17 protein-coding genes and 1 tRNA gene are annotated in these 23,083 nt (G+C 43.7%); 14 read left to right on the top strand and 4 right to left on the bottom strand.

All coding sequences use genetic code 11. The features are described from left to right. Nucleotides 1-601: 601 nt before the first annotated feature. The gene (locus QT987_RS13295; protein ID WP_333240562.1) at nt 602-1,936 is read left to right on the top strand and encodes a hypothetical protein; all 1,335 of its coding nucleotides are present in this window, start codon (nt 602-604) and stop codon (nt 1,934-1,936) included. A 304-nt stretch (nt 1,937-2,240) separates the two neighbouring features. On the opposite strand, the gene QT987_RS13300 is transcribed toward QT987_RS13295, so the two are convergent. Continuing rightward, nucleotides 2,241-2,561, bottom strand: coding sequence for a hypothetical protein (locus tag QT987_RS13300; RefSeq protein WP_333240518.1), 321 nt, complete (start codon nt 2,559-2,561; stop codon nt 2,241-2,243). A 112-nt stretch (nt 2,562-2,673) separates the two neighbouring features. Here QT987_RS13300 and QT987_RS13305 point away from each other — a divergent pair, with 112 nt between their 5' ends. The 4 genes from QT987_RS13305 (at nt 2,674) to QT987_RS13320 (ending at nt 8,573) form a co-directional block, all read left to right on the top strand. Next, complete coding sequence (locus QT987_RS13305) at nt 2,674-3,567, top strand: ion channel (protein ID WP_333240520.1); 894 nt, start codon at nt 2,674-2,676, stop codon at nt 3,565-3,567. A 59-nt stretch (nt 3,568-3,626) separates the two neighbouring features. After that, nucleotides 3,627-3,974 carry a DUF433 domain-containing protein gene (locus QT987_RS13310; protein WP_333240524.1) on the top strand — a complete coding sequence of 116 codons (348 nt, stop codon included), beginning with the start codon at nt 3,627-3,629 and terminating at the stop codon, nt 3,972-3,974. Between the two features lie 194 nt (nt 3,975-4,168). Further along, entirely contained in the window at nt 4,169-5,344 is a 1,176-nt protein-coding gene (locus QT987_RS13315) for an exonuclease SbcCD subunit D (RefSeq protein WP_333240529.1), read from the top strand. Nucleotides 5,345-5,531: 187 nt separating this feature from the next. Beyond that, nucleotides 5,532-8,573 carry an SMC family ATPase gene (locus tag QT987_RS13320; RefSeq protein ID WP_333240531.1) on the top strand — a complete coding sequence of 1,014 codons (3,042 nt, stop codon included), beginning with the start codon at nt 5,532-5,534 and terminating at the stop codon, nt 8,571-8,573. A 32-nt stretch (nt 8,574-8,605) separates the two neighbouring features. On the opposite strand, the gene QT987_RS13325 is transcribed toward QT987_RS13320, so the two are convergent. Beyond that, nucleotides 8,606-9,181 carry a Uma2 family endonuclease gene (locus QT987_RS13325; RefSeq protein ID WP_333240534.1) on the bottom strand — a complete coding sequence of 192 codons (576 nt, stop codon included), beginning with the start codon at nt 9,179-9,181 and terminating at the stop codon, nt 8,606-8,608. 166 nt (nt 9,182-9,347) lie between these two features. Here QT987_RS13325 and QT987_RS13330 point away from each other — a divergent pair, with 166 nt between their 5' ends. The 5 genes from QT987_RS13330 to QT987_RS13350 all read left to right on the top strand — a co-directional run bounded on the left by QT987_RS13330 (nt 9,348) and on the right by QT987_RS13350 (nt 15,998). Continuing rightward, nucleotides 9,348-9,767, top strand: coding sequence for a XisH family protein (locus QT987_RS13330; RefSeq protein ID WP_333240538.1), 420 nt, complete (start codon nt 9,348-9,350; stop codon nt 9,765-9,767). Continuing rightward, the gene (locus tag QT987_RS13335; protein ID WP_015174218.1) at nt 9,755-10,087 is read left to right on the top strand and encodes a XisI protein; all 333 of its coding nucleotides are present in this window, start codon (nt 9,755-9,757) and stop codon (nt 10,085-10,087) included. The genes QT987_RS13330 and QT987_RS13335 overlap by 13 nt, the downstream gene beginning before the upstream one ends. A gap of 116 nt (nt 10,088-10,203) precedes the next feature. Beyond that, on the top strand, nt 10,204-11,373 hold the full coding sequence (locus QT987_RS13340) for a pyridoxal phosphate-dependent aminotransferase (RefSeq protein WP_333240541.1): 1,170 nt from the start codon (nt 10,204-10,206) through the stop codon (nt 11,371-11,373). Between the two features lie 16 nt (nt 11,374-11,389). After that, entirely contained in the window at nt 11,390-13,279 is a 1,890-nt protein-coding gene (locus QT987_RS13345) for an aminopeptidase P family protein (RefSeq protein ID WP_333240543.1), read from the top strand. Nucleotides 13,280-13,652: 373 nt separating this feature from the next. Further along, nucleotides 13,653-15,998, top strand: a complete 2,346-nt coding sequence (locus tag QT987_RS13350) for a hypothetical protein (RefSeq protein ID WP_333240547.1) — start codon at nt 13,653-13,655, stop codon at nt 15,996-15,998. 325 nt (nt 15,999-16,323) lie between these two features. Here QT987_RS13350 and QT987_RS13355 read toward each other — a convergent pair. Next, nucleotides 16,324-16,396: transfer RNA gene (locus tag QT987_RS13355), tRNA-Thr, on the bottom strand. A 140-nt stretch (nt 16,397-16,536) separates the two neighbouring features. After that, on the bottom strand, nt 16,537-18,693 hold the full coding sequence (locus QT987_RS13360) for a WD40 domain-containing protein (protein ID WP_333240550.1): 2,157 nt from the start codon (nt 18,691-18,693) through the stop codon (nt 16,537-16,539). A gap of 653 nt (nt 18,694-19,346) precedes the next feature. On the opposite strand from QT987_RS13360, the gene QT987_RS13365 reads away from it, so the two are divergent. The 4 genes from QT987_RS13365 to QT987_RS13380 all read left to right on the top strand — a co-directional run bounded on the left by QT987_RS13365 (nt 19,347) and on the right by QT987_RS13380 (nt 22,967). Further along, the gene (locus QT987_RS13365) at nt 19,347-20,447 is read left to right on the top strand and encodes a sulfate ABC transporter substrate-binding protein (RefSeq protein ID WP_333240554.1); all 1,101 of its coding nucleotides are present in this window, start codon (nt 19,347-19,349) and stop codon (nt 20,445-20,447) included. 238 nt (nt 20,448-20,685) lie between these two features. After that, nucleotides 20,686-21,546 (top strand): sulfate ABC transporter permease subunit CysT, encoded by an 861-nt coding sequence (cysT, locus tag QT987_RS13370; protein ID WP_333240557.1) that lies wholly within the window; start codon nt 20,686-20,688, stop codon nt 21,544-21,546. Continuing rightward, the gene (gene cysW / locus QT987_RS13375) at nt 21,536-22,414 is read left to right on the top strand and encodes a sulfate ABC transporter permease subunit CysW (protein ID WP_333057939.1); all 879 of its coding nucleotides are present in this window, start codon (nt 21,536-21,538) and stop codon (nt 22,412-22,414) included. Before cysT ends, cysW begins: the two co-directional genes overlap by 11 nt. 193 nt (nt 22,415-22,607) lie before the next feature. Next, nucleotides 22,608-22,967 carry an NIL domain-containing protein gene (locus tag QT987_RS13380; RefSeq protein WP_333240560.1) on the top strand — a complete coding sequence of 120 codons (360 nt, stop codon included), beginning with the start codon at nt 22,608-22,610 and terminating at the stop codon, nt 22,965-22,967. Nucleotides 22,968-23,083: the final 116 nt, after the last annotated feature.

The following is a 23,083-nucleotide window of genomic DNA, read 5'->3' on the forward strand; positions in this document are numbered from 1 at the left end:
CCGGAATGGAGGGAAGTGTTTGATCAAAAAAACCCGGCTGCTGCGTCTGAGACTGTTGTTGATAGGTAACACAGTTTTTAACGCGAGTTTAGCGAAGTTTTTGGGGATTTTCAGCCCCTCTCTACATCGGAGAGGGTATTTTTATGCTCGCTTGAAATCGCATTTTTTAGCACGATTTTTATTTCATATCATGTTCGATCGAGTGACCGCGACTAAAAGGGCGGGTTTTTGAGATTGTCAATTATTGGCAGATATTTTTCGTGAACCCGCCCCTACCATATTAGGGCTAATCGACCGGAAATGATATCACAGGACTGTTCGCTGTGAGAACTCGCTAGAGACGTAGAGGCTTTGCTGTGCGGGACGATCGCACTCCTAAAAAATGCTTTTTACCAAATCGGGATGCTTCCGTTTGAGATTAACATTTTTTTTTGACTATTAGCCTTAAAATTAAACTTATTCAGGACTGAGGCATCGATTGCATATTTCTGTCATTGTTCGCGATGCGCTTTCTTCAATCGCAGCCGGATCGTAAAGCGTCGGTGGCTTCAACTCCGATAATTGTTAACCTAAATCCTCTCATTCAAAATTGGTATTACTTGTGGATGAAATGTTGGAAAGAGCTTGGACACTCAAGCAAAATTTAATTGACTTTGTGCTGGATGCTGAGGGAGAGTTGGCGGTAGCTTTGGAAGCTTTTGCAGCAGCTCGATCGACCGGCGAGCGCTACGATATTGCTCAGCAAAATCAAGTGATTGACAGTTTTACCATCGAAGGTAAAGTCGGAGAGAAAACGCCGATCGACCTATTTGTCGAAAGTCAGCCGGATTTAACCGAGAGCGATCTTAGCTTGCTCGAAAGTTGGGAGCACAGAAGCTTCACTGGCTTATTTGAAATCACTCAACTTTCCCCCGACAGGTTTGAACTGATGAACTGGCTGACGGCTAAGCACTACGTTGTCAAGCCTAACAGTCCTAATTTTCTGGCAGAAATGTCTCGCTTTAAGTTAGGAGAAATCTTGCTGGCTAGGATTTCTCCCCTTACCGATGACTGGTGGATACTTTCGAGCTCTCCCATTATGAAGGGGAAATTGGGTAAGCCGAAGTTGGCGGTGGCGATCGGTAATTTCAAGCAAAATCACAAAAAGAACCTGTACAGCGATGCGCCGGAATTGTTAGAGCAAGCTTGGCAGTCAGTAGAAAAGTACCATGAAGATTTTACCGAATTTTTTGGAAGTGAGGAAGTAACGCTATCGGGATATCACCTGAATAAACAGTTGGCTGAATTTCAGGAATTTATCACTAAAAAACGCCTAGCTGATATGGGCGTTGATGGAAGTAAATCTCTGGCGGATATCGTTGAAGATGCCGGAGTCGATCGAGAAGAAGTCAAAGCAGCCGCCATCGCCGCAGCAGGTGCTGATGCTAACGCAGTTGAGGTAATGCTCGACAGCAATGCTAGTGCAAAAATGGTAATGCCGAAAGTCGAATTGCCCGATCGCTTCAAGAAAGCCGAACAGGTGACAGCATTTTCTCATCCTCGCTGGGGACAAACCTTTTTGTCTACTTACGCTCAATTTACTGCACTGCTAGCAGCCGAAGACTTTTCAACCGTTCCCGGTTACGAAAAGCTGGTGCGTAACTATCTCGAAGATCCTGCAATTAATGTCTGGATTTGGCAACGGTTAGCTAAAGTTAATCCAGCGAAATTAGAACAAATTTTGCAAACTGTATTGCAACGTACAGACTTTCAGCTCGATCGCGATTTAGATGCCCTGCTGCAAGAGTTTAAAAAACCCTTAGAACCCGAACTCCCGGAAATTGCCAGCGTTCCCGTGCACCTGCACAACTTATTTCAGGAAGCTTTAGGCGAAGTTAATAAGTCAAAATCCAAGCCACAGGAGAAAAAGAAAAGCTCTAAAGGCTTTAAATCCTAACTAGCTAAGTTCGTGGCATACTGCTATGCGCTAATGCGCCGGCTTCGCCAACGGATACTCGTTGAGATGGCCGCAGCCCAGGGAAAGCAGGAAGAGAAGGGCAATTTCAAGTACAAGTGCGATCGACCCTAGCCATTTTGGGCGCCTTAGTCTGCATCCCTCGGATAATCAACCATTAAACAAGCTCACAGCTAGCTGTGAGCTTATCGCCCGGTAATATTACTCAAATAGCTTTGCAGTCAGGACTTTAATTTTTCTTCACCGCGATCGAAAGAACTGAAGTCCTCACTACAAACACCTTTTGTTAATCTTCAACTCGTCGGACAGCCATGCGTTGCAGCGGCAGGCTGAGTATGCTAGAAGCAGTCAACAAGTAAGAAAGAACCGTAGTCAGCTTCAAACTGAGCAATAACCAGCTATCTTCTGGTAGGTGAAGTTTCAGCCCGAAAAAAGAGATGCAGTACACTATCCAGTAAGTAAAGCTCATCTTGATTAAGATTTCTTCGCTCAAAGTGCGATCGTCCGTTGGCTGCGAGTCACGATTATCACCCAGCAGGACTAGACCCGCAATAGATGCCACAAAAGAAACCATAACGAGATAGTCATGCCAGTTAAGCTCAACCATTTCTAAACTCCGCTTTTATCCGAATTTTTGGAATCAGACATCAGTCTAAAGGATAAGTTTTCCCGGTCAAAGCAATAGTTACAAATTGAAACAGCCGCAGTTACAAATCGCAATGAAAATTCCCCGCAACCGCCAGGAACAGACTCGTTTAGTCAGCCGCCAAGGACAATTCCCCTTAAATATTGTCAAGTTGGGAGTACCTCGCCTGCATTTTGCAGACCTCTACCACAGGCTGCTAACTCTTTCTTGGCCTCGATTTTTCATCCTGATTTGTCTCTCCTATACAGTCGCGAATTCTTTATTTGCCTTAGCTTACTTGGCGGGAGGAGATTGCATTGCTAACGCGCGGCCGGGTTCTTTCCAAGATGCTTTTTATTTCAGCGTGCAAACAATGGCGACGATCGGCTACGGCGCCATGTATCCGCGCACGGATTACGCTAATACTATAGTTGCGATCGAAGCACTTTTTGGTTTGTGGGGAGTAGCGATGGTGACGGGACTGGCTTTTTCGAGATTTTCTCGACCAACAGCTAGAGTTATCTTCAGCCGCGTAGCTGTGATCGCTCCTTTCAACGGTGTTCCGACTCTGATGTACCGCACTGCAAATCAGCGTTTTAACCAAATTTTAGAAGCGCAGCAGCGAGCTACTTTGATCCGTGACGAGGTAACAGCGGAAGGAGAATTTATGCGGCGTTTTTACGATTTGCAATTGGTGCGAAGTCACTCTCCGGTTTTTGCCTTAACTTGGACGGTTATGCACGCAATTGATGAGAACAGTCCTTTGTACCAACTTACTGCCCAAGACTTGATGGAACAGCAAGCGGAAATTGTAATTACGTTAACAGGAATTGACGAAACAGTTTCGCAAACTATTCATGCGCGACATTCTTTTGTGGCGTCTGAAATTATGTGGAATATGCGGTTTGTAGATATTCTTTTGAAATCGGCGACGGGAGGGCGGGTGGTTGATTATAGTCGGTTTCACGATGTGAAGCCGGTTGAATGAAAGTTGGGAGTTAGCCACCAGTGCTAGAATACCTGTATGGCAAAAAAAAGTTAATATTTATGAACTCAATAACTGCAAATACGACACTGAAAGAATTGCAAGCGCAACTCTTAGCTTTAACTCCCGAAGAGAAGGCTCAAGCTATAGAATTACTAGCCCAAAGTTTAAGAAAATTTTGGTCGGGAATTCAAAAGACTCCCGGCGTGTGCGGCGGCGATGCTTGCATCAGACAAACGCGAATTCCTGTTTGGGTGCTGGTGAATGCTCGCCGTTTAGGTATTTCTGAAGCTGAACTCCTAGAAGACTATCCGACTCTGCGTGCCGCTGATTTGGCGAATGCTTGGGCTTATGCTGAGGCATATCCTGATGAGATTGAAATAGCAATTAGAGAACAGGAAGAGGCATAAACAGTGGCAGATATTTATAGCGAGATCGCACAAAGCATTAAAACTGAAATATTTTACCATTTTAAATCAGGCTTTTATGAACGGGCAAGATGCCCGTTCCACAAGAAATTTATTCTTTGTGGAACGGGCCGAAGAGCCCGTTCTTGAAAATGGTACAACATCTCAGTTAAAATAAACAAAAAAATCCTTGTACTATGCGAATAATTCATACTGCTGACTGGCATTTAGGGCGGCGTTTCCGAGGGATCGATCGCACTTTTGAAATTGCGATCGCCCTGGAACAGATTTTGAAGCAAGCAAAAGCGTTAGATGTCGATGCTGTGCTCGTTGCGGGCGACATTTTCGACGTGCCCAACCCTCCCGCTTACGCCGAACGCATTGCTTATAACTTTTTCTGCGAACTCCAAGCGGCAGGAATTCCCGCAATTGCGATCGCCGGTAATCACGATTCGGCATCCCGCATCGACAGCATCGCGCAATTGCTTTCCCTCGCCGGTGTTCGCGCTTTAGGCAAACCCAGGCTTTCCGCCGACGGCGGCACGATTACTCTCAATACAAAAAGCGGTAAACTTTGTGTGGGAGCGATGCCTTTTGCTTCCGAACAAAGACTGTTAGATGCTAATTCTCTCTGGCAGTCGGGCGATGCCGATCGCCGCAAAGATTACCGCGAAATAGTAGCATATTTACTCGAAGATTTAACCAGAGAGTTTAGAGACAATACTGTGAATATTCTCATGGGACACATGAGCATTGACGGCGCTCGGTTGGCAAAATCCGAAGTCGCTTATTACACGCGAGAAAAATACCTGCTGTCATCAGAAACTCTGCCCCCGGAAGCTCAGTATGTTGCCCTCGGACACATCCACATTCACCAGCGGATTTCTGAGACTTCTCCCGCTTATTATTCCGGTTCTTTGATTCAATTAGATTTTGGAGAAGCGGAACAGGAAAAAGGATTTTGCTTGATAGAAGTTGAGCCGGGAAGTCAGGCAAAGGTGGAATTTAAGCCTGTGGCTTGCCACAAGCCGTTAAAAGTGCTTAAATGTCATAACGACAATCTCGATGAAACTTTACAAGCTCATCAGTATCATCCGGGTTTCTTGAAAGTAATTGTCGAACTGGACAGTCCGCAAATCGGACTTGCCGATCGAGTGCGCCAAATCTGTTCTCAAGCGTTGTTAATTGAACCGCGCTATCCAGACGCAGCGCTAGAAGCAACCGAAATAACTAATATCGATCCCAATAATTTCGATCCGGCAGCAGAGTTTTGCAACTATTATCAAAACCGCTTGGGAACGACACCAAAACCGGCAGTATTGGAGGAATTTAAAAATTTGTACAAGAAGTTTAAGGAAACAGTTAATAATTAGATGGGTAAAAAGATACAATCCAAAATCCCAAATTAACTGGTTCCCAGCCTCCGTCTGGGAACCAATATCCAGAGGCTCTGCCTCGCGCTTAAATAGGAAAATTGGAGGCAGAGCCTCCGGATATGCGTTACCAGGCAGAGCCTGGTAAAGAGTAATAGAAATCCACCATCTAAAATCTAAAATCAGTATGCGTCCACTCGAACTTATTCTCGAAGGATTTACCAGCTTCCACCGCGAACAGCGTTTAGATTTTTCTCAACTCGATTTGTTTGCAATTACTGGTGCTACAGGTGCGGGCAAATCTTCACTGTTAGATGCCATGACTTACGCTCTTTTTGGTACGACAACTCGCAGTGGCAAACAAGTAAGTGATTTGGCAAGTCAAGGCAGCGAAAATTTAAAAGTGCAGTTGCGTTTTGCTGTGGGTTCGGCACAGTATCGAGTGACGCGGAGGTGGCGTTTCCGTCCGAAATCTCCTGAAAATAAGGTGATTTTGGACAACTGGCAAAATGGTCAATGGGAAACTTTGGGAACGAGTATTGTTGCTGTTCAAAATACCATTGAACAGATTTTAGGAATGGATTTTGATACTTTTACGCGAGCAATTGTTCTGCCTCAAGGCAAGTTTGATGAGTTTATTAAAGGGGATACATCAAAACGTCGGGAAATTTTGCGGCAGCTAGCAGGATTTGAGATTTTTGAGCAGATGCGGAAGGAAACAAATGAACTCGCTAAGTTGCTGAAACAGGAACGGGAAATGGTGGAAAGGCAGCTAGCGGATTTGAGTGCGCCGACGGCGGATGAGGTGGATCAAAGACGATCGCAACTTTTGATTTTAGAGCAGCAGTTGCCTGAGTTCGATCGCGCTGTGATGAAAGCTCAGAAGGCTCTAGATGAAGAGGAACAGCTATTTTCGCAAATCGCTCGCTGGCAAGAGTTACAACAACAACTGACCCAATTAAATGCTAATTCTGCGGAGGTGACAATTTTAGCACAGCGTTTAGAAAGAGCGCAAACTGCCAATCATTTACAGGGAGATTGGGCTTTAGTGCGATCGGCTCGCAGTCAGTATGAAACTGCCGAAAGTGCCTCGGTGGCAGCGCGAAAGCAGTTAATTAAAGCTCGCTCTGAGCTGGCAGTAGAGCAGCAGCAACTTGACGCGGCCAAAGCCAAAGAAGAGGTGCTAGCGCCACAAATTAAGGCTCGCGAAGATGCTCTAGCTGCTGCTAAAGTATATGAAGAACAGCGCGCTCAATTAGAAAAAGAAGTTGCGCTTGCCCAAAAAGTTCAACAGGAAAAACTCCGCTTTTTTATGGCAGCAGATAAAGACTTGCAAGCTGCTAACACTAAAATTCAAGGTGCGGGTTTTCGAGTTACTCAAGCAGCGGCGCAGCTCGAACAGTATGCGCCGGGAGGAAAGCGTTTAGAGCAATTGCAGCAAATTTCACCCTTATTGATGGAATTGCAGCTAATTACCAAGCAGCAAAAGACTCAGCAAGAACAGTTGGATAAATCTATCGCAGATAAGGAAAAAGCTCAACAGAGTTATGTGGAAGTTGCAACTAATTTAGAAGCAGCCGAAATTCGACTAAAAGAGTGCGATCGCGAGTTAGAAGCGGCCCAAACCGCTAATGCGGAAGCGGCACGTTTAGAGAGTGTGGCTGCTGTCAGAATGTCGCTGAATTCTGGCGATACTTGCCCGGTGTGTGGGGGGGTGCATCCTGAGAGCGAGAGCCTGCGTCCTTTGCCAGATTCTAATATTGTTGATGTCGCTGGTTTGCGGCAGAAATTGGCGGCAGCAAATCAGGTTTTTCAAGATGCTCAAAGGTTGGCTGCTGAGAGAAAAAGTGCAGTTTCAGCCTGCCTGCAAAAAGAGTCAGAAATTGCTCAAATGCTCGAATTAACTGCGAATAGAGTTGCCGAATTGCAGCAGCAAATCACTCAAGTTTTGGAAAATCCTCAATGGGAAAGCTTGGGGTTGCAGCAGGAGTTGGCAATCCTTAAAGAGAGCGATCGCCAATACCGCGAAACCGAACAGCAGTTCCAACTGGCATCATTGGAATATGATAATTTTCAAGAAAGATTTAATTTGGCGGTGGCGACTCAAGCAGCTAAACAGCAGGAATATCAAGATGCGATCGCCGAATCAGACCGCCGCCAGCAGCAGTTCCAAAGTTGTGTAAATGCGCTTTATCAAATTACCGAATATCAACCTTATGCTAATTTAGCAAAAGTCTTAGAACAAGACAAACAAGACTTGGCAAATCTGCTGAAAGTTGCCGAAAAATCCTATCAAACTGCTCAAAATAAGGTTATTCAAGCAGCAGAGAGAGAGCAACAAGCTGGAGAAGTTTTTGGACAAGCCCAAGCCCAGAAACAGCAGCTAAACCTGGATTGGTCAGCAAAATTAACGGCGGCTGATTTCACCGAAGAGACCTTTTTAGCAGCGGTTGCGACAGTTAAGGAACAATCAGAATGGGAAAACGCTATTCGCTCTCACCGCGAATCAAAAATTCAGTTAGAGACGCGGGCAAAAGATTTGAGCGAGGCGATCGCAGGCCGAACTACCGATGAGAATACTTTAGCACAAGTGCGATCGGCAAAACATACCGCCCAAGAAAACCTCAAACAAGCCAACAACAACCGCGCCGAACTTTTAGCTTGGATTCAAGTAGCAGCCCAAAATCTCGAACAAGCCGAAAGACTGTCACAGCAAATCACAAATTTCACCGAACAAGAGCAAACTTATCACACCTTAGCGCAGAATCTCAAATCCAACGAATTTCAATCCTACATTTTAGAACATTTAGAAGCAGAATTAGTCGGCAGCGCCACATTAATTTTGCAAGAATTAACTGAGAATCGCTACAAATTAAGAAACCAAGACGGCGAATACTGGGTAGCAGATAATTGGAACGGCGGCGAAGCTAGACGAGTGCGAACCCTTTCCGGCGGCGAAACCTTTGCCACTTCCTTATCAATGGCTTTAGCTTTGTCAGAAAAACTGTCTCAAGGATCTCACTTGGGCAGCTTGTTTCTCGATGAAGGATTTGGGACTTTAGATACCGAAACTCTCGAAAGCGTTACTCAAATTTTAGAATCTTTGCGGCAGCGAGACAGGATGATTGGAGTGATTACCCACGTTCGAGAATTGGGCGAAAGATTGCCCGCACAAGTTAAAGTGTTTAAGTCGCCACAAGGTTCTAAAATAGAAGTTGAAAGAGTTTAAGTCTCTACTTGTTGCGATATATTGTAGTTTTTCTAGAATTGTGTTTCTTCTTCTGTAAAGATAGGAGGCCACAGTTCAGAAACGGGCAATTCCCAACCGGGGAAAAGTTCTGGTAATGTTAAGATATCGCCATTTTGTAAAATTTGTGGTTCGCCAGCCGATCGATAAATCTTCACTGTTTCTGCATCAGGATCGATCGCAATTCCGACAATCGCTCCGAGCTCAACAAACTTCAAAACCTTGGTTTCGATAGGCTGCGTGCGATCGCTTTGAGACTTAATCTCTACCACCAAATCGGGAACCAACTGTCCAAAATAACGCGGACTTTGGCGCAATCGTGCGGCGCGCACAAAGGAAACATCGGGCGCTTTGACGTTAGTATCTGGCATAATAAAGCCGCCTGCGGAGTCAAAAACTCGTCCGAGACGGCGGGGATTTACCCAAGCGAAAAGAAAGGCAATGAGACGGCTGCTGATTTCACTGGATACGATGTCAGATGGGCCCATAATTGAAAGTCTCCCGTCTTCTAGTTCAATTTGGTAATCTAAACCAGCTTCGGAAAAAGCGGTTTGAACTTGCTCAACATCTTTGACAGTCATCGTTGACATAGGAACTTTCTCCTGTTATGAGCTGATATTTCATTTTAGCACGATCGTTATTTTCAATCTATAATTTAGTCAAAAATTTAGACTTTTTACTTGTTTGTCGGCACTTGCTAAGTTATAATTATCGCAATAGATACTTTTTGAATATAGTAAAACAGTTTTTTAAATCATGTCAGCCAAAGATATCTTTCACAACACAGTACGTGCGGCTTTGGAGAAAGATGGATGGACAATTACTCACGATCCTCTATTTCTAAAAGTAACTTCTCAAGTAAAAATGCAGATTGATTTGGGAGGAGAGAAATTACTTTCTGCCGAAAAGGGGAGGCAAAAAATAGCAGTCGAAGTAAAAAGTTTTGTGGGCTTGTCGGCGCTGTCAGAATTCCATACGGCTGTTGGTCAATTTCTTAATTATCGAGTAGCATTGGAAAAATTGGAATCAGAACGAGTGCTGTATTTGGCAGTGCCTACAGATATCTATCAAGATTTTTTTACAGACTCGTTTATTCAAACTGTGTTAGAACGATATCAAATAAAGATGCTGGTTTTTCATGTGAAGGGACAGGAGATAACATTATGGAAAGATTAGATTATCGCCAGTTAGTTCAGAAAGTCATACATCAACACGCGACAGAGCAGTCGGAGCAAGATGTAGAAACCACTGAAATTGTTTTCGATACGGAACGCGACCGCTATTTATTGTTGTATGTAGGATGGCGGGATGAAGAACGAATTCATGGATGTCCGATTCATGTTGATATCAAAGATGGAAAAATTTGGATTCAGCGCGATTTTACGGAAGCAGGAATTGCCAATCAATTTCTAGAATTTGGAGTCCCTAAAACAGATATTGTGTTGGGATTTCGAGCGCCTTATGTACGGCAATTTACTGGATTTGCGATCGCGTAAATCCTTAAATAATTTCCCACACAAAAAATACCCAAAACCCCGACTTATCGAATAATTCGGGGTTCTAATCTGTAAGTTTTGTCAATCTACTTAACGACCCAAGAAACAAATATTATATGAAAAATTACCCCACTCGAATGCAATCGGTGCAGTCGCCCATAATTCCAGTAGTTGGCGAACTGATTCGCCAAAATCCGGGAACGATATCATTAGGACAAGGCGTAGTTTACTACAATCCGCCACAAGAATCATTTGAAAAAATCCCCGAATTCTTTGCAAATCTCGACAATCACAAATACAAAGCCGTCGAAGGAATTCCACAATTACAGGATGCTATCGCCGCTAAACTCAAAACCGATAACGACATAGAAATTAATAGCAAAAACTGCATTGTCGTTACCGCCGGCAGCAACATGGGATTTACCAACGCTATTCTCGCCATCACTTCTGCGGGAGACGAAGTTATTATCCAATCACCTTATTACTTCAATCACGAAATGGCGGCTATTATGGCAAATTGCCGACCAGTGATAGTAGAAACCGACGCAAACTATCAACTTAATATCGATGCTATAAAAAAAGCAATTACCGACAAAACGCGAGCCATAGTTACCATTTCACCAAATAATCCTACTGGTGTTGTTTATTCAGCCGAAGCACTCCGAGAAGTTAACGAAATTTGTCGCCAGCACAACATCTATCACATCAGCGATGAAGCTTATGAATATTTTACTTATAACGGCGTCAAACACTGTTCGCCCGCCGCTTTTCCCAACAGCAGCGAACATACAATTTCTCTGTTTAGCCTCTCCAAAGCCTACGGTTTTGCGAGTTGGCGGATCGGGTATATGGTAATACCAGAACACTTGCTCGTTTCTGTGAGAAAGATTCAAGATACCATCTTAATTTGTCCGCCCGTAATTTCTCAGTATGCAGCCCTGGGAGCCTTGCAAGTTGGTAGAGGTTACTGCGATAATTATGTAAGGGCGATCGCATCTGTGCGCCAACTCGTATTAGACGAACTCAATACCATCCAACACTTGTGTACAATTTCCCCAGCCTGCGGAGCATTCTACTTTTTCTTGAAACTTGATACTGAAATTGATACAATGGAATTAGTAGAAAAATTAATTCGCGAATATCGCGTAGCAGTGCTTCCCGGTACAACTTTCGGCATGGATAGCGGCTGCTATTTGCGGGTTGCTTACGGTGCTTTGGAAAAAGCAACCGCCACCGCTGGTATTAGGAGATTAGTTAAAGGTTTGAAGACAATTTTAAACAAGTAAAATAGGAAATTTAAAAATGGTTGCCACTAACTTAAAAGCAAATACAAATCTTCAAGATACATCCGCTGCCAAACTGGCAGACTTGCGCGATTTGATGGTCGATTACGGCTTAGATTGCTATTACATTCCAGCGGTTGACGAACACTTAAATTTATCAGTTCCAGCAGCCAAGCAGCGGCGAGCTTGGATGTGCGGTTTTACGGGTTCCGCCGGTGATTTGTTGGTTGGCAAAGATTCCGCTTGGTTGTTTGTGGATTCCCGCTATTACGAACAAGCCGACTTGCAAGTCGATACTGGAATTATTCAAATATCGAAACTCGGTTTAGAAGGAAATTTAACCTTAATTGAAACTTTAGAAAAACTGGCTGTAGAATCGACCGAAAAATCAAGGAAAATTCGCATGGGTTTTGACCCGTTTACCGTAGCGACAGAGCAATATCAAAATTGGGTGAAAAAATTTGCCACTGCGGAGATTGATCTCATACCAATCCGGGAGAATTTGACAGACAAAGTGCGATCGCAAACTCCTTGGCAAACAGCAGAGACTTTACCCGCGATTGATGCAGAGCCCATATTTAGCTTACCTGCATCCCTGACAGGAGAAACCGCCGCCGAAAAATTAGCCAGAGTCAGGGAAGCGATGCAAAAAGCCAATATCGATGTGCTTCCGATTACCAACCTGAATCAAATAGCGTGGCTGTTCAATCTCCGAGGCTCGGATATTCCCCACATCCCCATTTTCATATCCTATGCCATTGTCACCACAGATTCAGCGTTTTTGTTTACAAATCCCGAACGAATTTCGCTAGAAATCAAGCAAGAATTGCGGGCGGATGTAACTTTGCTTCCCTACGCAGACTATCCGCATACATTAGAAACTTGCGTAAATTTGCCACATAAAGTTCGGGTACTTTTAGACCCGAAACACAGCACAGCAGGCACGTACCAGTTAATATTAAACCATCAACAAGCGCAGTTTTACAACATCGAAATAGTTTTTGAGGCTCATCCGGTAGAAGGGATGAAAGCTCGCAAAAATCCCGTAGAAATTGAGCAGATGAAATCAGCCAATTTCAAAGCAAGTCGAGCGAAAACTTTGACTTTAAAGTGGTTGACAGAACAGCTAGAAAATGGTAAGGTAGTTACCGAGTTTGATGTCAAAGAAAGCATCGAAAAATTTTACCAGCAAGAAACAGATTTTCAGACTTTAACTTTTAGAACGATCGCCGGTGCGGGAGCCAATAGCTCGATCGTACATTACGGAACCCCCAGCCCAGAAGTCACCTTAAAACCCGGAGAATTGCTCCTGCTTGACTCAGGCGCGCAATATTTAGCAGGTACAACCGACGATACGAGAACAGTAAGTATCGGAGAACCGACGGCGCTACAAATAGAACACTACACAACAGTCTTAATCGCGCATATCAACTGTGCAATGCAGCAATTCCCCAAAGGAACAACGGGAGCGCAATTAGATGCGATCGCCCGTGCGGTATTATGGCAAGAACAGCTAGACTACGGACACGGTACAGGGCACGGAGTCGGGGCGTTTTTAGCCGGTCACGAAGGGCCAAACGGCATCAGCAAATCTGTGCAGTATCCCCTGGAAGCCGGAATGGTAACGAGCATCGAACCGGGATATTACGAACCGGGATGGGGCGGAATTCGCATCGAAAATCTCTATGTTGTCAGGGAAATGCCATCAAAAAATGGTACGGTTTGGTACGGATTTGAACCGCTGACGTATATTCCGTTTGAGCGCAAATTAATAAATGTCGATCGGCTGTCAAAGACTCAATTAGAATGGTTGAATAATTATCATGCTTCGGTAGTCGAGAAACTGGAACCCGTACTTGATGCAGCAACAATTGAATGGTTGAAAAAAGCCTGCACTGCGTTAGGTTAAGCCTTGTAATTTGTCGCACATTTAACTTGTGCACCTATTTTTCGGGAAACTCTTGTGGGGTGGGCACGCGAGCCCGCCCCAAAGGTACAAAACTAGCACATATCAGATAGGGACACGGCACTGCCGTGTCCCTACTGTTACATAGTTACATAGTTACACTTCTCAGGATAAAATTACCTACTGATAAATAGCTAAAACTATTGCTATATAATTTTAATGTTTCCGACAATTAGGTGATTTAAGTCACCGTATATGCAGAGGCATACTGTTAAATTCATAGGTAATGCTGGGAGAATTTTTAAATAATTACTAAAATTATTATAAAGTTCTATTTACTTAATGATAATTACCAAAAACAAGGGGGTTAAGTTTTATGAAAGCAGAATCAGAAGTATCTATTCCTTTTGCCATATCTATGTTTTTAGATAAAGAATTTACACCTGATGATGATACGCTAAACTATGAATCCTATAAAAAGCTAGGTCTTACTTGTGGTAAATGTAGAGAACTTATCTTTTTTAAGCGATGTACAGAGAGAGTTTCTCACTTCTCTCATTTCAAGGATACAGGCAAAGGTTGTGAGTGGAAAACAAAAAACAATACCAATACCAGTAACCAAGACACTGATTCAGAAAGTAGAGAACAAAGCTTAGAAAAGTTCCAGATTAAATTTAAAGGGATTATTGAACGAGCGATAATCCAATATCAAAAAATCTCATCTTCTCAGCTTCTTCGTCAACAAATAGAGGAGGGTAAAAGGTTAGTTGCTGAATATAACATTAATATCGAGGCGTGGCTAAGGTGGTTTAAGAGAAAAATCAGCAGAAAATATGTTAAAAATCTCGCAGTCTCTCTGTATCAAAACAATGAGTTATTATCTGATGAAAATAGTAGAGTTCTTTTAAATTTACTTGATTACTTGTGCGTTCCTGCTAGTGAAGAGGTTTTGAGATATCTCCTTTATTATGTAGTTGTTTTGTTGAATAAGGAGATAGCTCTTAATAAGGATTTCGAGGAAGTTTGCTCTAAAATCATTGAAATAATAAGTTTTGCTGATTGGGAAAAAGAATATAAACGACCAAAAGAATTGGTAGAGCGGCAAAGACCTAAGCCTATTAAGTTGGACGGTGCAAAAGTAGCACAGGGAACTGTAATATTTAGGTCGGTAGTTGGTACTACTCCTTTATTAGCTTGCTTAGAACCATCGGGTAAGGAATGGAAGTTAATAGGACTTCCGGTTAAAGTGCCAGAGTATGACCTTGCGAGGTATGTAGTAGGTAATCTCAGTCCGAATCAAGCTATTGCTTATCTGCATAGGGAAATTGACAGACTCAAAAATCAAAACCAGGTAAATAGTTTAAAGCTTATTGCTAGGCTAGAAAACCTCTTAATTCAGGTAGTACAAGGGAAAAAGTTAAATCCAGAGAGTTTGCGAGAATCTACTGTAGTAATCAGGAAATATTTAGACAAAGCAGGGTTTAAGCATAATTCCTTGTATACGGATAACTACTATAGGAGTCACACGTTAGCAGATGTTTCCTTTATTCAAGAATTGGAGGCTAAAAAATTAACATACACGTTTATTTGGGGGAGTGAAAGAGCTATATGGCAATCAGAGGTATCTATGGTTATGAAATGGCTTAAGAGGGTTCCCGCTCGCTTGGGAAAACAGTTTCCTATTAATTTTCCTAGCTTTGAAGAAGTCCGGGATTATCTACTAAGTATCTTTAAATTTAAAAACGTGGAGTTAATTATCAAGCAAGAGAGAGGAATTTACATTGAGATTTACTATGAAGCAATGTTACAAAGTAGACAGCGTTTAGATATTACAAGTCAGATATCAAAGGACAGAATAGCGGGCAAGGTTTCTACTAAAGTATCTACCTCGATCCAATATGTCGGAGATGGTGAGTTCTACAGTCTGTTAAGGTGTACGAGTGTCGATCGGCAATTAGTGCGGGAAGCTAAAAGCCAACTTGAAAAAATAGTACAAAAGTTTGTAGACTCTAACAGTCAATTATTCACAAAGGAGAAAGAGGAGAGAATAGTTAATCGAGTAGCGCTTAAGGATTTATTAGGATTCTCAAAAGATTCTAAGGGGTTGCCACAAATAGCCAAGCAATTTAACAAGTTTACTCTTCCTTTCACTTCTGAGTCCGAGGTCAATCTTGGTAAGCTGGTTAATCTACTAACTCTTGAGACTTACGATCGTCATGATACGGCTAACTTACTCGACAAAATGGTAAACAACTGGAAGCACTGGAATAAGGGGGGACAAATAAACATAGCAGGATTTAGCTTCATCAAAAAAGATCCCGGTGAATTGATGACAAATATCTATCACACTGTCAAACACAATCAAGATAGATCGCAAGTAGTCTGGGGAGCATTTATTGACGAACTTTACAAGCTTTCAAATATTCCTTTAGGTTTTAGAACACAAGAGGGAGTAGTATTAACCCCTTGGACTTTATATACCGATCATGTTAGCCGATGGGAACATAGAATCAAAATTCAACTTATCTCTATTCTTAAAGATGGGGATAACAGCAGAACCCTGGGAATTGAAGCACTATTACAGCAGGACATTAAGAGCTTAAAAAAAACTCTAGACAAAATGCAGCCTGGATGGTTGAGTAACAATGCAGATATCTCTAAACACTTAGAGGCTTTAGAGGACTGCTTACGGACTGTTAAACAGTTACGCGGTCAAGACTAAGCCTTTTAGCTAGGGTATATGTGGTAGTCTATCCTAGCTCTTTCTACTAAAAGCATTCAACCTTTGACTTAGGTCAGTAAAAAGAATGAATATTTAGTAGATGTAAACAAATAAAACAGGTATATACCCTACTAGATAGCCAACTAGCTCTACATCCCTATCTAGCTTAGGTTTACTTCGCACTTTTTATACACTACTAAGATAGGACATTATATCAGAAAGCCGAGCTTTAAGAGCTTAGTTGGGTATGGGGTTCTAGACCCACTTCATACCTAAAAATAAAACCAAGGCTCGAAGTTTCATCAAGCCTTGGTCTTATCAGTAAAGCTGGTGACAGGATTTGAACCTGCGACAGGCTGATTACAAATCAGCTACTCTACCAACTGAGTTACACCAGCAGTGAAAATTAATATAGCAAACTTATAGTCATTAGCGCAACCCCCCCAGCCAACTTTTTTTTCAAATTCGCTCAAAACCCCTCCCCGTAAGGGCAAAACCGGAATTGTCTGCCCGCTGCCCACTGCCCACTGCCAATTAACTAATCGCAGCGCCAAATCTTAATCGTCTGATCCGCACTGCCGCTGGCGAGCAAATTTCCCGAAGGCGCGATCGCCACCGAGTACACCGTACCCGAATGTCCCTTAAGACTTGTCAACAACTCCCCCGTCTGCAAATTCCAAATATTAATCGTATTATCATCGCACCCGCTAGCCAAAGTCAAACCGTCCCCACTGATAGCAACCGACTCGCCCCGACTCACATAATTCTGCAAAATATGCACCGCCTCATTCGTTCCTAAATTCGTTACACCCTTTCCCCTCCCAGAATTAGTATTTAAAATCCGCAACAAACTCCCCGTCTGCAAATTCCGCAGCTTAATCGTATAATCATTGCTCACGCTAGCAAGAATCTGACCGTCGGGCGCGATCGCCACAGAATTCACCCCAACATTCAACCCCGAAAGAGTCCGCAGCAACTTACCGCTTTCCACATCCCAAACCTTGCTCGTCGCATCCGAACTGCCACTCGCCAATATTTTACCGTCCGGGCTAAAAACCACCGCATTCACATTGTCAGAATGACCCTTCAAAGTCCGCAGCAACTCACCACTCCGCAAATTCCACAGCTTAATCGTATTATCAGCCCCGCCGCAGCTAGCAATTACCAGGCCCTTCGGGTTAATCGCCACCGAATTCACCTCCATAGAATGTCCCGGAAAAGTACACAGCAAATCACCGTTGTGCAAATTCCAAAACTTAATTGTTTCGTCCGAACTGCCGCTGACCAACATTTTTCCGTCATAGCTAATAGCAACCGAATTTACGCGATCGGAATGTCCCGTCAGAGTGCCAATTAATTCCGTGGTTTCTAAATCCCAAATCTTAATAGTTTTATCCCAACTACCGCTAGCCAAAATTTTGCCGTCAGGGCTAATCGCCAGAGAATTCACAAACGATGAATGTCCCGGCAGCGTATATACACACCGCCATTTCTGATGTTTTAATTTGTGAGCTAATTCCTTCACCCGCTTAGCTGCAGCCTCAGCTTCCTCTCTGCGTTTGAGTTCAGCCTCCTCCAAACGCTGGCGTTCCGCCCTAGCTTTCGCCTCTCGCAGCGCCAGCCGGCGCATCTCTCCCTTAGAGACTATTCGCTGCTGCTCCTGAATTTCTTTAAGAGTTTCAATATACGGTTTTGCCCAATCTTTAGAAAACCATTCCTGAGCAAATTCCGCCTCTAATGTAAATAACTGAGGTTCGTGAGTAAAATCGATATTTAAATAATACAAATCCGCTAAAAAAGCCGCCAATAACTTGTGAATAGTCACAATTATTTGCCGAATAATCCGCAGGCTCAGCTTTCTATCTTTTCCCTCTGCCTCCAACTGTTGATAAACCTCTTCCCAATTCCAAGGCTGCATCGCTACTAGAGAAACGCTCTGATTGATGACTCCCCAAAAACCAACATGAAAATTAACTTCATAATCGCTGATATCGCTGTACAGTATAGCTGTCGGTACGGGAGACAACACAGTCTGCAACCGCTCCACATCAATATCGGAAATCGATTTTTTGAAATAGTCTCCGTAAAACTGAACCGGGCACAAATCTCCGTGCGGGGGGTAGTGCTGGTTCAAAAAAGCTCTTAACTTAGCCGGCAGCTCGATATTCAGATTGTGGCGAAACGAATCAGGGCAATCTTGGCTAATTTTTGCGGGAGCAACTAACAGCAGCAATCGGTGCTGCTGCTGCTGCAAAATCTGTTCAGTTTCCTGCCTGCTCAAATTAGAAAACCAGTTGTCCTTGTCCCAAAGAGTTTGAATTTGGCTCAGCTTAACTCGAATTGCTTCTGATTGAAACTCCCGCATTAAGTCGCGGCAAAGTCGGCTAATTGCCCGCTTATCTCTTACTTCTTGTGCCTTAATTCGATTAGCCCGTTCTTCCTTTACCCTTTCTTCTGCGCTGGCGATCGCGATTAATTCTTGTTCTCTGGCCTGCTGCCGCTGCAAATATCTCACTTGTGCTTTAATCCAGCGGGGGTCTTTTTTGATTTGCTGGTTCAAAGCTGAAGAACCAGAGGGCTCAATTTCGGCATAGCGTTCGTTGACAGCGCTTGCTCCCAATCTTTCTCCCAATTCCGAGGCTACAGGCTTCAACAGTTCAATTAGGGTGTCTGAGACTGGGCGGGGTAAGGACATACCAGTTAAAACTTTTTCTTACTTAAGGGCGATCGCGCGAGTCAATCGATTTTAGATTTTAGATTTTAGATTTTAGATTTTAGAATTGAAGCATGACCCCACGGATAAATTCGGGGGCAAGTTTATCGGATACAGGTTTTTTATTTCTGGACGGATGAATCCGGGGGCTTGTATCCTGGATGCTTTCGCTCAGGCATATCTCGATGGGGCGGGGGATCTTGGCATGAGCCCTACATTTGGGCGATCGGTCATTCGATTTTAGATTTTAGATTTTAGATTTTAGATTGACCCCACGGATAAATTCGGGGGCTTGAGGATTTTAGATTTTAGATTTTGGATTGATTCCACGGATAAATCACGTGGCGGATACCACCTTTGAAATTCGCTTGTCAACGTATCTAGAAGGCGTATCGTGCTGCCGCGCAAGTTTAGCACCTTAACTCAATCAGAGTATTTATACACTTTACATTTTACCCCGAATCTGAATCCAAAGCACCGACGGAAAAGACTTCAGGATATGCGATCGACCCTGAGTTCCCCCAATTTGTTTTTTTTGTTGCCTTTTGACTCGCTCTTGTCTATAATCGTACTTCACCACCCTAATTACGGTATTCCGACCTAATAACCGTACTTTATCTAGAGGAACAAATATAATGAGCCCGTGGCAACGCCTAACTCAACACCTTCACTGGCCAAAACAGCCACCAGCCAGCACAAATAAATCATTGACGGCGCTGAAAAGATTTGTATCGCTATTTGTAGTGGGAATAACTTTAAGTCTGACCGTTGCATCCTGCAGCCAGGGCACCACCAAAGGCAACGTAGAATTAACCCTAGTATCCTTCGCAGTCACCAAAGTCGCCCACGAAGCCATAATTCCCAAATTCGTAGAACAATGGCAAAAAGAAAAAGGCCAAACCGTCACCTTCAACCAAAGCTACGGCGGTTCCGGTTCCCAAACTCGCGCCGTAATTGACGGTTTAGAAGCAGACATCGTACACCTAGCCCTCGCCTTCGACACTCAAAGAATCGAAAAAGCCGGACTAATTGAGCCTGGATGGGAAAAAGAAGTCCCCAACGAAGGCATAGTCAGCAAATCCGTAGCAGCAATAGTCACCCGCGAAGGCAATCCCAAAGGCGTCAAAACCTGGGAAGATTTAAGCAAAGACGGAGTAAAAGTGATTACTGCCGATCCCAAAACATCAGGCGTGGCCCGCTGGAATTTCCTCGCACTTTGGGGCTCGGTTGTTAAAACCGGAGGAGACGAAACCAAAGCATTAGACTTGACTACTAAAGTCTACAAAAACGTCCCCATCCTGACTAAAGATGCCCGCGAAGCCACCGACGTATTTTTCAAACAAGGCCAAGGCGACGCCTTAATTAATTACGAAAACGAGATTATTTTGGCTGGTGAGAAAGGCGAAAAACCGACTTATACTATTCCAGACGTGAATGTGTCGATCGACAATCCCATTGCCATTATCGATAAAAACGTTGATAAACACGGTAATCGCGAAGTCGCCGAAGCATTTGTCAAATTTCTGTACACCCCAGAAGCTCAGCGAGAATTTGCCAAAGCAGGCTTCCGCCCAGTAGATGCGACAGTAGCGGCGGAACCGGAATTTGCCCAAAAATATCCCCCCATCAAAACCCTATTTACAGCTCAAGACTTAGGAGGTTGGGGAGATATTCAGCAGAAATTCTTCGATGACGGAGCTATTTTTGACAAAATTCAAGGTTCAATTAGACAGTAGTGGCCGGGGCGGGTTTACGAAATGATTGGTTTTAGGCAATTATTATTGGTAAAACCCGTATCTGGTATGGTGCGTCGCTCCTAGATATTCGATCGCGCCTTGCCGATTGTAGGATGGATCCGCACCCTACATCTATCTAATGAGCCAGGGTTTACCAGATGATTGGTTTTAGGCAATTATTTTTGGTAAAACCAGCCCCCGATCGCAATTATTCTTTCCAACTCAAAACTATTCACTTATGGCTGAATCATCTGCAATCAGTAACCCTCAATCTCCGATCGAAAATATCAAAAGGGCGATCGGCAAAATCACATTACCTTGGGGAATCACCCTAGGCTACCTCAGCTTAATGCTATTGCTCCCAGTTTCAGCATTGCTGCTGAAAGCCAGCACAGCAAACCCCGCCGAATTTTGGAAAATTGCCACCAGTCCCATCGCCCTTTCCGCCTACGATGTCACCTTCTTTACGGCATTAATTGCGGCATTAATTAACGGAGTCTTCGGCACATTAATTGCCTGGGTATTAGTCCGCTACGACTTTCCCTTAAAACGGATTATAGATGCAATCGTCGATTTACCCTTTGCGCTCCCTACCTCCGTCGCAGGTTTAACCCTCGCCACAGTTTACAGCGATAACGGCTGGATTGGTTGGTTTTTTGCACCTTTGGGAATCAAGATATCGTTTACTCGCTTAGGCGTAGGTATAGCGATGATATTTATTTCCTTGCCATTTATCGTTAGAACCGTACAGCCAGTTTTAAACGAGATGGAAAAAGAGATCGAAGAAGCAGCTTGGTGTTTAGGTGCTTCTCAATTTGAAACCTTCTGGCGAGTAGTTTTACCGCCGTTATTTCCGTCTATTTTAACCGGAGTAGCACTCGGCTTTTCGCGAGCGGTAGGCGAGTACGGCTCTACTGTAATTGTAGCTTCTAACATACCGTTCAAAGATTTAATCGCGCCCGTATTAATTTTTCAAAGATTGGAACAGTACGACTATGCAGGAGCAACAGTTATCGGCACTGTCATGTTAGGTATTTCCCTGGCAATGTTGTTCGCCATTAATCTCTTACAAGCATGGAGAAGACGCTATGACGACTAATATCAATTCACCCGCTGGTTACAAAAGTCCGCCCGCAGGTTCTAGTCGGAGCCAGGAAAAAGCTTGGGTAAAACCAACTTTAATCGGAATTGCGATCGGCTATCTCGCTCTTGTCTTATTTATCCCCACTCTCAACGTTTTTTATCAAGCTTTCAGAAAGGGATTTGAGCCATTTTTTTCTAACTTAACCTCACCAGATTTTCTGCACGCAGCGCAACTAACCCTGATAATTTCTCTGATAGTTGTGCCAATAAATACAGTATTCGGTTTGTGTGCAGCCTGGGTAATTGGCCGCAATAAATTTCGGGGGCGCACGCTATTAATCAGCCTTTTAGACGTGCCTTTTGCCATCTCTCCCGTAGTTGCAGGTTTAATGATTGTACTGCTTTACGGTCGGCTGGGATGGTTCGGGCCGTGGCTGGAGGCGGCAAATATCAGGGTTATTTTTGCCTTCCCTGGGATGGTGCTGGCTACTGCCTTTGTTACCTTGCCTTTTGTGGCCCGCGAAGTAATTCCTGTTTTGGAAGAAGTCGGAACAGATCAAGAAGAGGCGGCGAAAACTTTGGGAGCAAATGACTGGCAAATTTTCTGGAATGTCACGCTTCCCAGTATTCGCTGGGGATTGCTTTACGGAGTAATTTTGACCAATGCTAGAGCAATGGGAGAATTTGGAGCCGTCTCTGTGGTGTCGGGAAATATTGCTAAAAAAACACAAACTTTGCCTTTGTTTGTAGAGGATGCTTACAAGCAGTACGCGACGCAAGCCGCATTTTCGGCTGCGGTAGTTCTCGGTCTTTTAGCAGTTGTTACTCTCGTGCTTAAGGAGATTTTAGAACGAAAAACTAGGATTAAAGAAGTTGAAGAATAGTCATTAGTCATTAGTCATTAGTCATTAGTCATTAGTCATTAGGGTGCGCGCTGTGAACTTCATCCCTCAAACCACTCATTAGTAAGGTGCGGCGCTATCGACAATCTAGTGGGAAGCTCGAAAATCTCGCAGCGACGCACCCTACAAGATATTGGTACAAAATGTAAACTGAAACAAAAATTAGGAGTCCCAAATGTTAGCTCACAACACTAGCGAATCTCAATTTGAGGCGATCGACAATTTTCACCAAACCCAAGAATCAGATATTCCCAAATCTGAGATTGGCGACAGCAGACCAACTCAAACCCGCATTCGCATTCGTGTTCCTAAAGAATACCATCAGGAACCTGTAATCTCTAACCTGATTTCTGAATACGGTTTGACGGTAAATTTTAATGCCGCTTTGTTGGGTGTCAAAACTTTAGATGACGGTTGGTTTGATCTGGAACTTAACGGTACAAGTAAACAGATTGAAACGGCTCTGATTTATCTCAATGATTTGGATGTAGAAATCTGGAGCAATTCCAATAATCCCGATGAAGAAACTTGGTAATTAGTGAGTCTGGGACGCACCAACCTGGAAGATCAGCTAAGGATCGCGAATTAAATAATTTACACTCTTGAAAGTGGGATGGGCGTCCCGCCCGCCCTTTCTGGACGGGCGGGACG

Origin of the sequence: Microcoleus sp. SVA1B4, from assembly GCF_036700545.1 — a bacterium.
Classification (GTDB): domain Bacteria; phylum Cyanobacteriota; class Cyanobacteriia; order Cyanobacteriales; family Microcoleaceae; genus Microcoleus.

Coding starts and splice junctions, on each gene's coding strand:
- cysW (WP_333057939.1), top strand. CDS start 21,536: ATGACGACTAATATCAATTCACCCGCTGGTTACAAAAGTCCGCCCGCA.
- QT987_RS13335 (WP_015174218.1), top strand. CDS start 9,755: ATGGAAAGATTAGATTATCGCCAGTTAGTTCAGAAAGTCATACATCAA.
- QT987_RS13345 (WP_333240543.1), top strand. CDS start 11,390: ATGGTTGCCACTAACTTAAAAGCAAATACAAATCTTCAAGATACATCC.
- QT987_RS13350 (WP_333240547.1), top strand. CDS start 13,653: ATGAAAGCAGAATCAGAAGTATCTATTCCTTTTGCCATATCTATGTTT.
- QT987_RS13325 (WP_333240534.1), bottom strand. CDS start 9,181: ATGTCAACGATGACTGTCAAAGATGTTGAGCAAGTTCAAACCGCTTTT.
- QT987_RS13330 (WP_333240538.1), top strand. CDS start 9,348: ATGTCAGCCAAAGATATCTTTCACAACACAGTACGTGCGGCTTTGGAG.
- QT987_RS13300 (WP_333240518.1), bottom strand. CDS start 2,561: ATGGTTGAGCTTAACTGGCATGACTATCTCGTTATGGTTTCTTTTGTG.
- QT987_RS13310 (WP_333240524.1), top strand. CDS start 3,627: ATGAACTCAATAACTGCAAATACGACACTGAAAGAATTGCAAGCGCAA.
- QT987_RS13305 (WP_333240520.1), top strand. CDS start 2,674: ATGAAAATTCCCCGCAACCGCCAGGAACAGACTCGTTTAGTCAGCCGC.
- QT987_RS13365 (WP_333240554.1), top strand. CDS start 19,347: ATGAGCCCGTGGCAACGCCTAACTCAACACCTTCACTGGCCAAAACAG.
- QT987_RS13360 (WP_333240550.1), bottom strand. CDS start 18,693: ATGTCCTTACCCCGCCCAGTCTCAGACACCCTAATTGAACTGTTGAAG.
- QT987_RS13320 (WP_333240531.1), top strand. CDS start 5,532: ATGCGTCCACTCGAACTTATTCTCGAAGGATTTACCAGCTTCCACCGC.
- QT987_RS13380 (WP_333240560.1), top strand. CDS start 22,608: ATGTTAGCTCACAACACTAGCGAATCTCAATTTGAGGCGATCGACAAT.
- QT987_RS13340 (WP_333240541.1), top strand. CDS start 10,204: ATGAAAAATTACCCCACTCGAATGCAATCGGTGCAGTCGCCCATAATT.
- cysT (WP_333240557.1), top strand. CDS start 20,686: ATGGCTGAATCATCTGCAATCAGTAACCCTCAATCTCCGATCGAAAAT.
- QT987_RS13315 (WP_333240529.1), top strand. CDS start 4,169: ATGCGAATAATTCATACTGCTGACTGGCATTTAGGGCGGCGTTTCCGA.